This window comes from Ancylobacter sp. IITR112 (assembly GCF_041415945.1).
Taxonomy (GTDB): domain Bacteria; phylum Pseudomonadota; class Alphaproteobacteria; order Rhizobiales; family Xanthobacteraceae; genus Ancylobacter.
In genome coordinates, this window is record NZ_JBGCUS010000001.1 from 498,204 (window position 1) to 512,669 (window position 14,466).

Consider the following 14,466-nt stretch of genomic DNA (forward strand, 5'->3'; position numbering starts at 1 on the left):
CGCGCGTGCGCTACATCTCGACCCGCGGCGAGGCTCCCGTGCTCGCCTTCTCCGACGCCCTGCTCGCCGGCCTCGCGCGCGACGGCGGCCTTTATGTGCCCGAGGTCTTCCCGGCGCTGGCCCCTTCGGCGATTTCCACCCTTGCCGGCCATTCCTATGCCGAGGTCGCCGGGCGGGTGATCGCGCCCTTCGTCGATGCCGCCTTCACTCCCGATGTGCTGGCGCCGATGCTGGAGGAGGCCTATGCCAGCTTCCGCCACCCCGCCACCACGCCGCTGGTGCAGATCGCCCCCAACCGCTTCGTGCTGGAGCTGTTCCACGGCCCGACGCTCGCCTTCAAGGACGTGGCGATGCAGTTGCTCGGCCGGATGATGGACCATGTGCTGAGCGCGCGCGACCAGCACGCCACCATTGTCGGCGCCACTTCGGGCGATACGGGCAGCGCGGCGATCGAGGCGTTTCGCGGCTCCAAGCGCACCGACGTGTTCATCCTCTACCCCGCCGGCCGCGTCTCCGAGGTGCAGCGCCGGCAGATGACGACGGTGCCGGACGCCAATGTCCATGCCATCGCCATTGAGGGCACGTTCGACGACTGCCAGGCGCATGTGAAGGCGATGTTCAACCATCACGCCTTCCGCGACCGCCAGCGCCTCGCCGGGGTGAACTCGATCAACTGGGCGCGGATCGTCGCGCAGGTGGTGTATTATTTCGTCGCCGGCGTCGCCTTGGGCGCGCCGCAGCGCAAGACTTCCTTCGTGGTGCCGACCGGCAATTTCGGCGACGTGCTCGCCGGCTATGTCGCCAAGCGCATGGGCCTGCCGATCGAGCGGCTGGTGGTGGCGACCAATGTGAACGACATTCTCGCCCGCACGCTGGCGACCGGCCGCTATGAGGTGACCGGCGTGCGCCCGTCCTCCTCGCCGTCGATGGACATCGAGGTGTCGTCGAATTTCGAGCGCGTGCTGTTCGAGGCGATGGACCGCGATGCCGGCGCGCTGCGCGGGCTGATGGCCTCGCTGGCGCAGTCCGGCGCCTTCGCGCCGTCCAGCGCCGCCATGGCCGCGCTGCACGCCGATTTCGACGCCGGACGGGCGGACGAGGCGCAGACCCTCGACACCATCGCCCGGGTGCGGGCGGAGGCGGGCTATCTCATCGACCCGCACACGGCGGTCGCGGTCTCGGTGGCCGAGCGCGTGAAACATGATCCGCATGTGCCGCAGGTGGTGCTGGCCACCGCGCACCCCGCCAAATTCCCCGACGCGGTGGAGCGGGCCTGCGGCGAGCGCCCGGCGCTGCCGCCGCACCTCGCCGACCTTTTGGAGCGGCCCGAGCGCACGCCGACCCTGCCCAATGATGTCGCGGCGATCGAAGCCTATATCACCCGGCACGCCCGGGCCTCGGAGACCGCCGCGTGAGCAACCCCACCACCCCGGGCCCCCGCATCACCACGCTCGACAACGGTGTCACCGTCGTCACCGATTCCATGCCGCATCTGGCGACCACCTCGCTCGGCATCTGGGTCGGGGCCGGGGCGCGCGACGAGGAGGCGGACGAGCACGGCATCTCGCATCTGCTCGAACATATGGCGTTCAAGGGCACGCGGCGGCGCAGCGCCCGCGGTATCGCCGAGGAGATCGAGGCGGTCGGCGGCGACATCAACGCCGCCACCAGCGTCGAGCACACCTCCTACAATGCCCGCGTGCTGGCCGAAGACATGCCGCTGGCGCTCGACGTGCTGTCCGACATTCTCGCCGAGCCGGCCTTCGACCCGGAGGAACTGGCGCGCGAGCACAATGTGATCGAGCAGGAGATCGGCGCGGCGCTGGATACGCCGGACGATCTGGTGTTCGACCTGTTCCAGGAGCGGGCCTTTCCCGGCCAGGCGATCGGCCGCTCCATCCTCGGCACGCCGGACAGCGTGCGCTCCTTCGGGCCGGACAAGCTGCGCACCTATCTCGGGCGCACCTACCGCGCGCCGAAGATGATCGTCTCCGCCGCCGGCGCGGTGTCGCACGAGGCGCTGGTGGCGGAAGCGGAAAAGCGCGTCGCCTCCTTCCCCGGCGCCGACAAGCCGGCGGTCGCCCCCGCCCGCTATGAGGGTGGGGTGGAGATCGGCGGCGGGCGCGAACTCGAACAGGCGCATCTCCTGATCGGCCTGCCGGGCCTTTCCTACCGCGATCCCGGCATCCACGCGCTGCAGGTGTTCACCAATGTGCTCGGCGGGGGCATGTCCTCGCGCCTGTTCCAGGAAGTGCGCGAGGCGCGCGGCCTGTGCTACGCGGTGTATTCCTTCCACTGGGGCTATGCCGATACCGGCCTGTTCGGCGTCTATGCCGGCACGGATGGCGGTGATGTCGGCGAACTCGTCGATGTGGCGGTGGACCAGATCCTCGCCACCATCGAGACGATGACCGAGGCGGAGCTGGCGCGGTCCAAGGCCCAGGCCAAGGTGGGGCTGCTGGCAGCGCTGGAGAGTTCCGGCGCGCGGGCCGACCAGTTGGCGCGGCAGATGCTTGCTTTCGGCCGGCCGATCCCGCTGGAAGAGATCGTCGCCAAGGTGGAAGCGGTGACGCTGGACGATGCCCGCGCCGCCGGCAAGGCGCTGATCGGGCGTGGCCGGCCGACCTTCACCGCGCTGGGGCCGGGAAAATCGCTTGAATCGGCGGCGCGCATCGCGGAACGTCTGAACGCAGCTTAAATCCCCGCCGGCAGCGCAGATGGCCCTGTTCCGCACCGTTTCCTGGTCTGAGCCGCCCATGCTCGTCGAGGGGGCGACGGTGCTGCTGCGCCTGCCGAACATGGCCGACTTCGCCGCCTGGGCCGGGCTGCGCGAGCAGAGCCGTGCCTTCCTCGCCCCGTGGGAGCCGACCTGGCCGGCCTATGATCTCACGCGCGGCTCGTTCCGGCGGCGCATGCGCCGCTACGCCCGCGACGTGCGCGAGGACGCCGCCTATCCCTTTCTCGTCATCCGCCGCGCCGACAAGGTGCTGCTGGGCGGGGTGTCGCTGTCCAATGTCCGGCGCGGCGTCACCCAGACGGCGAGCCTCGGCTACTGGATGGGCGCGCCTTTCGCCGGGCAGGGCTATATGAGCGCGGCGGTGCGCACGCTGTTGCCCTTCGCCCATGGCACGCTGGGTCTGCGCCGCATCGAAGCCGCCTGCCTGCCGAGCAACACCCCTTCCATGCGGCTGCTGGAGGGCGCCGGCTTCCGGCGCGAGGGCTATGGACGCGAATATCTCTGCATCGATGGCCGCTGGCAGGACCATGTGCTCTATGCCCGGCTGGCGGGTGACCCGATCGCGCGCGTGCCGGGGTTCGAGGGCGCCAGTTTGGTGCCATTCAAAAGTGCAGATGAGATGAGTTCCGGCGCTTAATCTGGAACTTCTAAAATCTATCGCGACGAAGACTAGTCGATCACCTCACATGATCGGCAGATTGGCATTTGCCGATTGACGCCCCAGCGGAATAGCGCGAAAAGAGAAGAGAAAGGCGATATTTAGAATAATTCTAAACGCCTGAAAACTTCGGTTTCGCGTCGCGATGATCGTGTGTTCCTGCAATGTGCTTTCCGATCGTCAGATCCGCAGCGCGGTGTCGGAGACGACGGCGCCCGTGCGTACAGTGGGGCAGGTGTATCGCTGCCTCGGCTGCAGCGCCCAATGCGGCCGCTGCGCCCGCACCATCCGCAAGCTGCTCGATGATGTGAACGCCAGCGCCTGTTCGGTGTGCCCGCGCGAATGCCCGGCCGCCCTGCAGGGGGAGGGGGCGCCCGCCCCGCACGCTCATCCCGCGGCGCCGCACTATCACGCGCCCCACGGCCATGCCGCGCACACGCATGCGCCGCATTCCCATAGCCCGCACGGGCACGCGCACGATCATAGCCATGCGCACGGCCATTCCCATGGCCATGGGCATTCTGAGCCTGCGCTGGCTCTGCCGGCGATCGCGGCCGAGTGAAGCGCCGCGCGGTCTCTCGCGCGCGGCTTCTTCTCGCGTGATCTGTGGAAGAGTGGTTGCCTTCTCCTTAGAAGTTTTCTAAAAAGATGCAGCTACTCGCAACAGGAGAGGCGGCGCCATGAAGGGCGATTCAAAGGTCATCGAATATCTCAACCGCGGCGTCCGCTCGGAGCTTACCGCGATCAACCAGTACTGGCTGCATTACCGCATGCTGGACAATTGGGGTTTCAAGAAGCTCGCGGCCAAGTGGCGCGCCGAGTCGATCGAGGAGATGCAGCACGCGGACCGCTTCATCGACCGTATCCTGTTCCTCGAAGGCCTGCCGAACCTGCAGGTGCTCGACCCGCTGCGCATCGGCCAGGACATCAAGGAAGTGATCGAGTGCGATCTCGCCGCCGAGATCGAGGCGCGTTCGCTCTACCAGGAGGCCGCGACCTATTGCGAGACCGTGCAGGACTATCCCAGCCGCGACCTGTTCAAGGCGCTGATGACCGACGAGGAAGGCCATATCGACTTCCTCGAAACCCAGCTCGACCTGATCAAGACGCTGGGCCTGCAGCTCTACGCCCAGCACCATGTCGGCGAGCTGGACTGAGTCTCTCCGCTCCGTTCCAAAGGCTTACCGAAGGCCGGTCGCAAGACCGGCCTTCGGCGTTTCCAGGCACCGGCGCGCCCGGCCGCACCGACGCCGCCCGAGGGATTTCCGACCTCCGCTCGCCTTGATTAGACTTATTCCAACCTATTGAGTTCACTTCCCTTTTCGTTGACCGGCGGGGCCTCGTCGGCTACCGCCTCGGACAGACGTACCGTCCACCTAGCAACCGCCCCTTGACGGCGGCGCACTGAGGAGACGCCCATGCCTGTCCGCAATCCGCTGTTTTCCCGCTACGCCCTTGGCGGCCTCGTCGCCGCGACGCTCGCCTTCGCCCCCTTCACCGCCTCGGCGGAAGAGGTGGTGAATGTCTACACCACCCGCGAGCCGGGCCTCGCCAAGCCACTGTTCGACGCCTTTACCGAGAAGACCGGCATCAAGGTCAACAGCGTGTTCGTCAAGGACGGCCTCGCCGAGCGGGTGAAGGCCGAGGGCGACGCCTCCCCGGCGGACGTGCTGATGACGGTGGATGTCGGCGCGCTGCTCGACCTCGTCGACCAGGGCGTGACGCAGAAGGTGAGTTCCGACGCGCTGGAGAAGGCCATTCCCGCCAATCTGCGCGGCAAGGAGGGCGAGTGGTTCGCCCTTTCCGCCCGCGCCCGCGTCGCCTACACCTCCAAGGACCGGGTGAAGGACACGGCGATCACCTATGAGAGCTTCGCCGACCCGAAATGGAAGGGCGAGGTGTGCATCCGTTCGGGCAAGCACCCCTATAACACCGCGCTGATCGCCGCCTATATCGTCCATCACGGCGAAGCCAAGGCCGAGGAATGGCTGAAGGGCGTGAAGGCCAACCTCGCCCGCAAGGCCGCCGGCGGCGACCGTGAGGTGGCGCGCGACATTCTCGGCGACATCTGCGACATCGGCCTCGCCAATTCCTACTATGTGGGCCTGATGCGCTCCGGCAAGGGCGGGCCCGAGCAGGAGGAATGGGGCAAGGCGATCAATGTCGTGCTGCCGACCTTCGAGAATGGCGGGACGCATGTGAACATCTCCGGCGCCAGCGTCGCCAAGAACGCCCCGAACAAGGACAACGCCGTCAAGCTGCTGGAATATCTCGTCTCGCCGCAGGCGCAGGAAATCTACGCCAAGGCGAATTTCGAATATCCCGTGGTGCCGGGCGTGCCTGCCGACCCGATCATCGCCGCCTTCGGCCCGCTCAAGGTCGACAATATCGACCTGGTCGAGGTCGCCAAGGCGCGCAAGGCGGCGACCAACCTCGCCGACAAGGTCGGGTTCGACAACTGATCCGGCGCTACCGGCGGCGCCCCCCGCGCCGCCGCTCCGTCTTCCCGCGCATCGGGTCCCGGGATGGTCGCCCGCCCCGGGACGTTTGGCGACATGAGCCTCGCACTTCCCCACAGTCCGCGCCGCGCCCCCGTCACCGGCTCCCGTCTCGTACGGGCGGCGGCGGGGGCGGTCGTGCTTCTGGTGCTGCTGCCGCTGCTGGCGCTGGGCTGGACCGCGCTGCAGGGCTCGGGCGATCTGTGGCCGCACCTCCTCGCCAATGTCATTCCGCACGCGCTGTATGAGACCACGGTGCTGGTGCTCGGCGTCGGCCTGTTCGTCGCCGTCATCGGCACCGGCACCGCCTGGCTGGTGGCGGTGTGCCGCTTTCCCGGGCGCGGCGTGTTCGAATGGGCGCTGCTGCTGCCGCTCGCCATCCCGACCTATATCCAGGCCTTCGTCTATGTCGACGCGGTGCACCCGCTGGGGCCGATCCCGACGCTGATCCGCACCACATTTGGCCTGCGCCCGCGCGATCTGTGGCTGCCGGAGGTGCGCTCGCTGCCGGGCTGCATCGTGCTGCTCGGGCTGGTGCTCTACCCCTATGTCTATCTCTCCGCCCGCGCCGCCTTCCTGGTGCAGACCGCCTCGGTGCTGGACGCGGCGCGCACGCTGGGGGCGGGGGCGGGGGAGGCGTTCTTCCGCATCGCCCTGCCGCTCGCCCGCCCGGCCATCGCCGTTGGCATGACGCTGGCGCTGATGGAGACGGTGAACGACATCGGCGCCTCGGAATTCCTCGGCGTGCAGACGCTGACGCTGTCGATCTACTCCACCTGGCTCAACCGCTCCAGCCTGCCCGGCGCGGCGCAGATCGCTCTGTGCATGCTGGCGCTGATGTTCGCGCTGGTGCTGCTGGAACGCTGGGGCCGGCGCAAGCTGAAGACCGGCACGGTGGGCGAGCGCGCCCGCCCGCCGGCGCGCCGCACGCTTTCCGCCGGAGCGGCGGGGCTCGCCTTCCTCGCCTGCCTGCTGCCGGTGCTGCTCGGCTTCGTGCTGCCGGCGGGGCATCTCGTGCTCGCGGCGTGGAAGCGGGTGGCGTTTCACGGCCTGCCGCAGACCGTGCTGGCCGAGGCGGCCAACACCGCGCTGTTCGCCGCGCTCGGCACGGCGCTGGCGCTGGTGCTGGGCTTCGCCGTGGTGGTGGCGCTGCGCACCGGCGCGCTGCGCGGCACGCTGGCGCTGCGGATGGCGAGCCTCGGCTATGCCGTGCCCGGCACGGTGCTGGCGGTCGGCCTGCTGGTGCCGCTGGCCGGCTTCGACAATCTGGTCTCGCACCTCTCCGAGCGCCTGACGGGTGTTTCCACCGGCCTGCTGATCTCGGGTTCCGGCGCGGCGCTGATCATCGCCTATGTCATCCGCTTCCTCGCCATTCCCATTGGCGGGCTGGAGGCGGGCTATGGCAAGGTCGGCCCGACGCTCGACATGGCGGCGCGCAGCCTCGGCGAGACGCCCGGCGGCGTGGTGCGGCTGATCCATCTGCCGATGCTGCGGCCGGCGCTGGCCACCGCGGCGCTGCTGGTGTTCGTCGACTGCATGAAGGAACTGCCGGCGACGCTGATGCTGCGCCCGCTGAACTTCGAGACGCTGGCGAGCCACGTCTATGCCGAGGCGGCGCGCGGCACCTATGAGGACGGCGCGCTGGCCGCGCTGCTCATCGTGCTGGTCGGGCTGGTGCCGGTGATCCTGCTCGCCCGCCTCGCCCGGCCGCGCCAGGGCTGAGGGTTCCCGCCCATCCCTCCTGGCCGGGTTGGCCTGGCTCCCCGGATTTTTTCAGCGCGGAACGGGCGGCGGGGCTTGGTCCCCGGGTCAAGCCCGGGGATGAGGGCGTGCGGGGGGCGGGGTGTCAGCAAAGAGGGCGCGACTTGCGCCGCGCCCTCGATGTGTCTCCGAAGCGAATGAACTTCGTCATAAATCCCTGCCGCCACCGAAGCCGGGCAAGCCCGGCTTCGGCACTCAGCGCCAAGCAGGGGCGAATGGACTTTCTCAGAAATCCATGCCGCCACCTGAGCCGGGCCTGCCCGGCTCAGGCACTCAACCAACCGCAGGGGCGGATGGACTTCCTCAGAAGTCCATGCCGCCCATGCCGCCGCCGCCCGGCATGGCGGGGGCGCCGCTGTCGCGCTTGGGCGCGTCGGCGATCATGGCTTCGGTGGTGATGAGCAGGCCGGCGACGGAGCCGGCGTCCTGCAGCGCGGTGCGCACGACCTTGGCCGGGTCGACGATGCCGGAGGCGATCATGTCGACGAACTGCTCGGTCTGGGCGTTGAAGCCGAAGTTCTGGTCCTTGGTCTCCAGCACCTTGCCGACCACGATCGAACCTTCCACGCCGGCATTCTCGGCGATCTGGCGGATCGGGGCTTCAAGCGCGCGCAGCACGATCTTGATGCCGGCCTGGATGTCCGGATTGTCGGAGGTGAGCTTCTCGACCGCCTTCTTGGCGCGCAGCAGGGCGATGCCGCCGCCGGGGACGATGCCTTCCTGCACCGCCGCGCGGGTGGCGTTCAGCGCGTCGTCGATGCGGTCCTTCTTTTCCTTCACTTCGACTTCGGTCGCGCCGCCGACGCGGATCACCGCGACGCCGCCGGCGAGCTTGGCGAGACGCTCCTGCAGCTTCTCGCGGTCGTAGTCCGAGGTGGTTTCCTCGATCTGCGCCTTGATCTGCGCGACGCGGCCCTCGATGTCCTTCTTCTTGCCGACGCCGTCGACAATCGTGGTCTTTTCCTTCTCGATCAGCACCTTCTTGGCGCGGCCGAGCATGGAGAGATTGACGCTTTCCAGCTTGATGCCGAGCTCTTCGGAAATGACCTGGCCGCCGGTGAGGACGGCGATGTCTTCCAGCATGGCCTTGCGGCGGTCGCCGAAGCCCGGCGCCTTCACCGCCGCGACCTTGAGGCCACCGCGCAGCTTGTTGACCACGAGCGTGGCCAGAGCCTCGCCTTCCACGTCCTCGGCGATGATGAGCAGGGGCTTGCCCGACTGCACCACGGCTTCGAGCACGGGCAGGATCGCCTGCAGGCCGGAGAGCTTCTTGTCGAAGATGAGCATGTAGGGATCTTCCAGATCCACCGTCATCTTCTCGGCATTGGTGATGAAATAGGGGGAGAGGTAGCCACGGTCGAACTGCATGCCTTCGACCACGTCGAGCTCGGTCTCGGCGGTCTTGGCTTCCTCGACGGTGATGACGCCCTCATTGCCCACGCGCTGCATGGCGCCGGCGATCATCTGGCCGATGGAGGCATCGCCATTGGCGGAGATGGTGCCGACCTGAGCGACTTCGTCGCTGTTCTTCACCTTCTTGGCGCGCTTCTCGATGTCCTTGATCGCCTCGACCACGGCGAGATCGACGCCGCGCTTGAGGTCCATCGGGTTCATGCCGGCGGCGACGAACTTGGCGCCTTCGCGCACGATCGCCTGGGCGAGAACGGTGGCGGTGGTGGTGCCATCGCCGGCGAGATCATTGGTCTTGGAGGCGACTTCACGCACGAGCTGGGCGCCGAGATTCTCGAACTTGTCCTCAAGCTCGATTTCCTTGGCGACGGTGACGCCGTCCTTGGTGATGCGGGGGGCGCCGAAGCTCTTCTCGATCACGACATTGCGGCCCTTGGGGCCGAGCGTGACCTTCACCGCATTGGCGAGGATGTCGACGCCGCGCAGCATCCGCTCGCGGGCATCGCCGGCAAATTTAACGTCTTTGGCAGCCATCTGGCCTACTCCTGAAATTCAGTGGGTCCGGGGGAGCGAAAGTCGGCTCAGCCGACCATGCTCATCGCGTCGGCTCAGCCGACGATGCCCATCACGTCGGATTCCTTCATGATCAGGAGGTCCTGACCGTCGATCTTGACCTCGGTGCCCGACCACTTGCCGAACAGCACCTTGTCGCCGGCCTTCACATCGAGCGGGACGAGCTTGCCGGCTTCGTCGCGGGCGCCGGGGCCCACGGAGAGAACTTCGCCCTGCGAGGGCTTTTCCTTGGCGCTGTCGGGGATGATGATGCCGCCCGCCGTCTTCTCTTCGGCGTCGAGGCGCTTCACCACGATGCGGTCGTGCAGGGGGCGGAACTTCAACTGGGCCATCGGTAGATCCTCGGTCTTCCTGTCGCGCGCCGGTGCGGCGCTGGTGAGCAGCGTATTAGCACTCTTGGATAGCGAGTGCCAAACCGTCGCCGAGATAGGAATGGTACCGGATTGAGTCAAGCGCGGGGCAGGGCGATCGCGCCGTCATAAACCGTCATCTGCGGGCCCGCGCGGCGGGGCATGAAAAAACCCGGCCCGCGCGGGGCGCGGACCGGGTTTCACGGGGGAGGGAAGCGGCGGTCAGGCCGACTTCTTGATGTTCTTCTCGACCGAGGCCTTGATCGGCTCGGCGGTGTCGGTGGCGACCTTCTGGGCGAGGGTCGAGAGTTCCTTGGTCTGGGCCGAGAGCACATCGAACTGCTTGCGCAGGTGGCCGGTGGAGAGCTCCACCGCTTCCGACACGCTCTTGGCGCCGAACAGCGCGCCCATATAGTCGAAGGCGGCGTTCACATTGGTCCGCAGCGATTCCAGCGCCGCCGTATTATATTCGGCGAGGCCGCGCGAGGCGGTGGAATAGGTGTCTTCGAGCAGGTCGGTGGTTTCTTCGGCGTTGGCCTTGAACTTCTCATAGGTCTCGCGCGCGTTCTGCACGCTCTTCTCGGCCATTTCGCGCATCACGGCGGGCACTTCCACAGCGGAAGGCATGTCGAACTTCGGCATTTCGAATTTGGGCATGGACGCCTCGAACGCCGCAGCGGCGGCCTTGGCGGTCTTCTTGGCGGCGGGCGCCGGAGTGGCAGGGGTAGCGGGGGCAGCGTCGACCATGGGTGTTCTCCTCGCAGTCGCGGCGGATTGGCAATGGGGGCCGACCGCTCCGCGCCCGCGGCCGCGCCCTGACCGGCAAAGGCCTGTCCGAGTGAAACCCGACCCTCTGCCCTGTCTTGTCCGCTATATTTGTGCAATGCAGCATCATATTGCAATGCACAAAATGCCCGTCGAGGCAATTTTTTTCGACTTTTTTCGAGCGGCGGCGCGGCGCCCCCGTTCCGGCGGGAGCGGCGGCTACTTGCCGCCCTTGCCGAAGGGCGCGGCGGCGCTGGCGTGCTGGCCGAGCGCCTTGGCCTGCTCGGCGAGGCGGCTCGCCTGCTCCTTTACATAGTCGGCGTGCAGCCGGGTCCATTCGTCCAGCGTCGTCGCCTTGGCGAGGCGGGAGGCGAAGTCGAAGCCGGCGGCGATGTTCGCCTCGGCGAAATCCAGCGTGGTGCGGCCGATCTCGCGGGCGTTGCCCTGGGCGCTGTCGACCTGCCGGCTGGCGTCGTCGAGCACCTTGTGCGCGGCATTGAGGAAGCCGTCCATCGCCGCGCGCGCCTGTCCGACGCCCTGCTCGGCAAGGGTGCGCAGTTCGGGAGGCACGTCGAGTTTCGGGGTGTCGGCCATGGCGAAAACTCCTCCAGAGGACGAAAAGGGAGTGTAGACGCAACGGAAGGCACGTCCATCCGGCCGGATGCCTACATCTAAAGTAGTAGGCGGCGCGCAAAACGCAACGGAAATTGCGCCCACATGGCCCGGCCGGTTGCAGTTGGTTAACCGGGATCGGTGGCAAGGGATTAACCGGAAAAGGTGAAGCTGGCGCGACAGGGAAGGCGGCGCATGGCAAGCGGCGCCGGCCCGCATTATTGTCTGGAAGAAGCCGCAGGTCTTAACCGGACCGGCGGCGGCTTCCGGTTCGTACCGGCGGGATCATTCGGGCGCTCATGAACACGGACGAGCACGGCACATCGGCGACGCAGACCTTGCGGGCCCAGGCGGCGAGCGCGCTTGCCGGCGCGGCGCCGGCCGTGCTGGTGCGCGCCGATGGCACGCCGATCGCCGCCAATGCGGCCGGCCGGGCGCTGCTGGACGCGGCGACGCTGGCCTCGCTCGCCCCCCGCCTCGCCGGCACACTGCGCCCCGCCCGCCCGGCGCGGCTGGAGCGGCTGCGCCTGCCCGGCGCGCTCACCCCCGCCACTTTCGCCTGCTCGCTGCTCGCCGCCGGTCCCGCCCGCGCGCTGCTGCTGGTCGGCCTCGATGCCGCGCCGCCGCGCGCGCCGGCACCCGCCCACGCTCCCGCCGCAGCGGCGGAGCCCGCGCCGCCGGCGCCGGCCCGCTTCACCTGGAGCACCGGCCCGGATGCGCGGCTGAACCGCATCGACCCGCGCCTCGCCGCCGCGCTGGAGCGCGCGCCGGAGGAGATCGCCGGCCGCGACTTCCGCGCGCTCGGCGCGCCGGCCGCGCATCGCGCGGTGACGGAAGGGCGCAGCTTCACCCATCTCGCGGTGCACCTGCCGACGGCGGGCGGCGAGGGACTCGACATCGAACTCGGCGGCGCGCCCATTCGCGGCGACGGCATGCGCGGCTTCGGCGTGATAAAGGGCCGCCGGCCGCTGGAACTGGCGGCGGGTAGCCCGCCCGCCCGGCCCGAGCTTCCCGCCGCCGAGCTTCCCGCCGCCGCGCCGTCGGGGGAGCGCCCGGCATCCCGGCCGGTGCCGCCCGTGGAGACGCGGCCGCCGGAGCCGGCCTCGCCCGAGCCTCTCCCGCCCGAGCCTGTTCCGCCCGAGCCTGTTCCGCCGATGCGGGTGACGCTGAGCCTCGTGCCCTCGCCCGCCAATGTGGTGCCGCTGCGCGCCGGAGCGGCCGAGCCCGGCCGCGACGCCGCCCGCTCCTCCTGGGAGGGGCTGTCGAGCGGCGAGCGCACCGCTTTCCGCGAGATCGCCCGCGCCCTTGGCGCGCGGCTGGAAGGCGTCGACGACAGCGAGCCGGCCGCCCCCGAAGCGCCGGCCCCGGAAGCGCGGCATGCGGCGCCCGAAGCTCCGGCTGAAGCCGCGCCGGAAGCGACGCGCGAGGCGGCTTCCCCGGCGACGCTCGTCTCGGCCGCCGCCAATGATGCGGGCGACGCCGCGCCACCGCCGGAGAGTCTTTCCGCCAGCGACGCGGCGGATGGAGCGCGCGGCGATGCCCGCCGTAACGCCGAAACGCCCGGCACGCCCGCCGGGCTGCGCCGTGTGCTCACCGAAGGCGAACGCCCGGTGCTGGACCGGCTGCCGCTCGGCCTGCTCGCCTTTCGCGGCGACCGGCTGCTCTATGCCAATCGCGCCCTGCTCGACTGGACCGGACATGAAGACCTCGCCGCGCTGGAAGCAGCCGGCGGCCTTTCCGCCCTGTTCGACACCGCCCCGGCGGTGGGCGGCGGCGACGTGCCGCTCACCATCGTCGGCGCCGAGGGCGCGCCGATCCGGGTCGAGGCGCGGCTGATGTCCTCCCCCTGGGAGGGTGGCGCGGCCATGCTCTATGTGCTGCACCGCTCCACGACGGCAGAGCCGCCGCCCGCGCCCGCCGAGGCCAGCGCCGCCGCCGATGAGCGCCTGCGCCAGGCCGAACTCGCCCTGCGCGAGGCGGAAAGCGCCGGGCGCGAACTGCGCGCCATTCTCGACACCGCCACGGACGGCGTGGTGCTGATCGACGCCGCCGGCACCATCCTGTCAATGAACCATCCGGCCGAGGCGCTGTTCGGCTTCCATGCCGGCGAGGTGAAGGGCGAATCCTTCACCCTGCTGCTGGCGCCGGAAAGCCACCGTGCGGCTGTCGACTATCTCGACGGCCTCGCCGCCAATGGCGTCGCCAGCGTGCTCAATGACGGGCGCGAGGTGATCGGCCGGGTGCGCGAGGGCGGGCTGATCCCGCTGTTCATGACGGTGGGCCGGGTCGGCGACGATCCCAGCAAGTTCTGCGCCGTGCTGCGCGACATCACCCAGTGGAAGCGGGCCGAGGAGGAACTGATCGAGGCCAAGCGGCTCGCCGAGCGCGCCAATCTCGCCAAGTCCGACTTCCTCGCCAAGATCAGCCACGAGATCCGCACCCCGCTCAACGCCATCATCGGCTTCTCCGAAGTGATGATGGAGGAGCGCTTCGGCCAGGTGGAGAACCAGCGCTACCGCGACTATCTGCGCGACATCCACGCTTCCGGCGAGCACCTCGTCTCGCTGATCAACGATCTGCTCGACCTCTCCAAGATCGAGGCCGGCAAGCTCGACCTCGCCTTCACCAGCGTGTCGCTGAACGAGGTGGTGCAGCAATGCATGGGCATCATGCAGCCGCAGGCGAACCGCGAGCGTATCATCATCCGCTCCTCGCTCGCCACCGACCTGCCGCCTGTGGTGGCCGACACGCGCTCGATCCGCCAGATCGTGCTGAACCTCGTCTCCAACTCGATCAAGTTCACCAAGCCCGGCGGGCAGGTGATCCTGTCGACGACGCTGACCGAGGAAGGCGAGGTCGTGCTGCGGGTGCGCGATACCGGGGTGGGGATGTCGGAAGCGGATGTGGTGGTGGCGATGGAGCCGTTCCGCCAGATCACCACCTCCTCGCGCGCCGGCTCCGGCGGCACCGGGCTCGGCCTGCCGCTGACCAAGGCGCTGGCGGAAGCCAACCGCGCCTCTTTCAACATCCGCAGCGCGGTGGATGTCGGCACCATTGTCGAGATCATCTTCCCCTCGACACGGGTGCTGGCGGAGTAGGGGC

Annotated in this window: 12 protein-coding genes; 8 read left to right on the plus strand and 4 right to left on the minus strand. The window is 68.8% G+C overall.

All coding sequences use genetic code 11. The annotated features are described in order from the left end of the window. Nucleotides 1-5: 5 nt before the first annotated feature. The 7 genes from thrC to AAC979_RS02220 all read left to right on the plus strand — a co-directional run bounded on the left by thrC (nt 6) and on the right by AAC979_RS02220 (nt 7,615). The gene (gene thrC / locus AAC979_RS02190) at nt 6-1,415 is read left to right on the plus strand and encodes a threonine synthase (RefSeq protein WP_371345184.1); all 1,410 of its coding nucleotides are present in this window, start codon (nt 6-8) and stop codon (nt 1,413-1,415) included. After that, nucleotides 1,412-2,698, plus strand: coding sequence for a M16 family metallopeptidase (locus AAC979_RS02195; RefSeq protein ID WP_371345185.1), 1,287 nt, complete (start codon nt 1,412-1,414; stop codon nt 2,696-2,698). Before thrC ends, AAC979_RS02195 begins: the two co-directional genes overlap by 4 nt. 19 nt (nt 2,699-2,717) lie before the next feature. Then, on the plus strand, nt 2,718-3,374 hold the full coding sequence (locus AAC979_RS02200; protein WP_371345186.1) for a GNAT family N-acetyltransferase: 657 nt from the start codon (nt 2,718-2,720) through the stop codon (nt 3,372-3,374). A 166-nt stretch (nt 3,375-3,540) separates the two neighbouring features. After that, on the plus strand, nt 3,541-3,957 hold the full coding sequence (locus AAC979_RS02205) for a bacterioferritin-associated ferredoxin (RefSeq protein WP_371345187.1): 417 nt from the start codon (nt 3,541-3,543) through the stop codon (nt 3,955-3,957). A gap of 118 nt (nt 3,958-4,075) precedes the next feature. Beyond that, nucleotides 4,076-4,552, plus strand: coding sequence for a bacterioferritin (gene bfr, locus AAC979_RS02210; protein ID WP_371345188.1), 477 nt, complete (start codon nt 4,076-4,078; stop codon nt 4,550-4,552). Nucleotides 4,553-4,813: 261 nt separating this feature from the next. Next, nucleotides 4,814-5,857, plus strand: coding sequence for a Fe(3+) ABC transporter substrate-binding protein (locus tag AAC979_RS02215; RefSeq protein WP_371345189.1), 1,044 nt, complete (start codon nt 4,814-4,816; stop codon nt 5,855-5,857). Between the two features lie 93 nt (nt 5,858-5,950). After that, entirely contained in the window at nt 5,951-7,615 is a 1,665-nt protein-coding gene (locus tag AAC979_RS02220; RefSeq protein ID WP_371345190.1) for an ABC transporter permease, read from the plus strand. 342 nt (nt 7,616-7,957) lie between these two features. Here AAC979_RS02220 and groL read toward each other — a convergent pair whose 3' ends face one another. From groL to AAC979_RS02240, 4 genes are all read right to left on the minus strand, one after another. Beyond that, nucleotides 7,958-9,598 (minus strand): chaperonin GroEL, encoded by a 1,641-nt coding sequence (gene groL / locus AAC979_RS02225; RefSeq protein WP_371345191.1) that lies wholly within the window; start codon nt 9,596-9,598, stop codon nt 7,958-7,960. Between the two features lie 74 nt (nt 9,599-9,672). Continuing rightward, entirely contained in the window at nt 9,673-9,960 is a 288-nt protein-coding gene (locus tag AAC979_RS02230) for a co-chaperone GroES (RefSeq protein WP_026221330.1), read from the minus strand. A 249-nt stretch (nt 9,961-10,209) separates the two neighbouring features. Beyond that, nucleotides 10,210-10,734 (minus strand): phasin, encoded by a 525-nt coding sequence (locus tag AAC979_RS02235; protein ID WP_371345192.1) that lies wholly within the window; start codon nt 10,732-10,734, stop codon nt 10,210-10,212. Nucleotides 10,735-10,971: 237 nt separating this feature from the next. Beyond that, nucleotides 10,972-11,346: a phasin family protein gene (locus AAC979_RS02240; protein ID WP_371345193.1), complete on the minus strand. Its 375-nt coding sequence runs from the start codon at nt 11,344-11,346 to the stop codon at nt 10,972-10,974. A gap of 317 nt (nt 11,347-11,663) precedes the next feature. Here AAC979_RS02240 and AAC979_RS02245 point away from each other — a divergent pair, with 317 nt between their 5' ends. Further along, the gene (locus AAC979_RS02245; protein WP_371345194.1) at nt 11,664-14,462 is read left to right on the plus strand and encodes a histidine kinase dimerization/phospho-acceptor domain-containing protein; all 2,799 of its coding nucleotides are present in this window, start codon (nt 11,664-11,666) and stop codon (nt 14,460-14,462) included. Nucleotides 14,463-14,466: the final 4 nt, after the last annotated feature.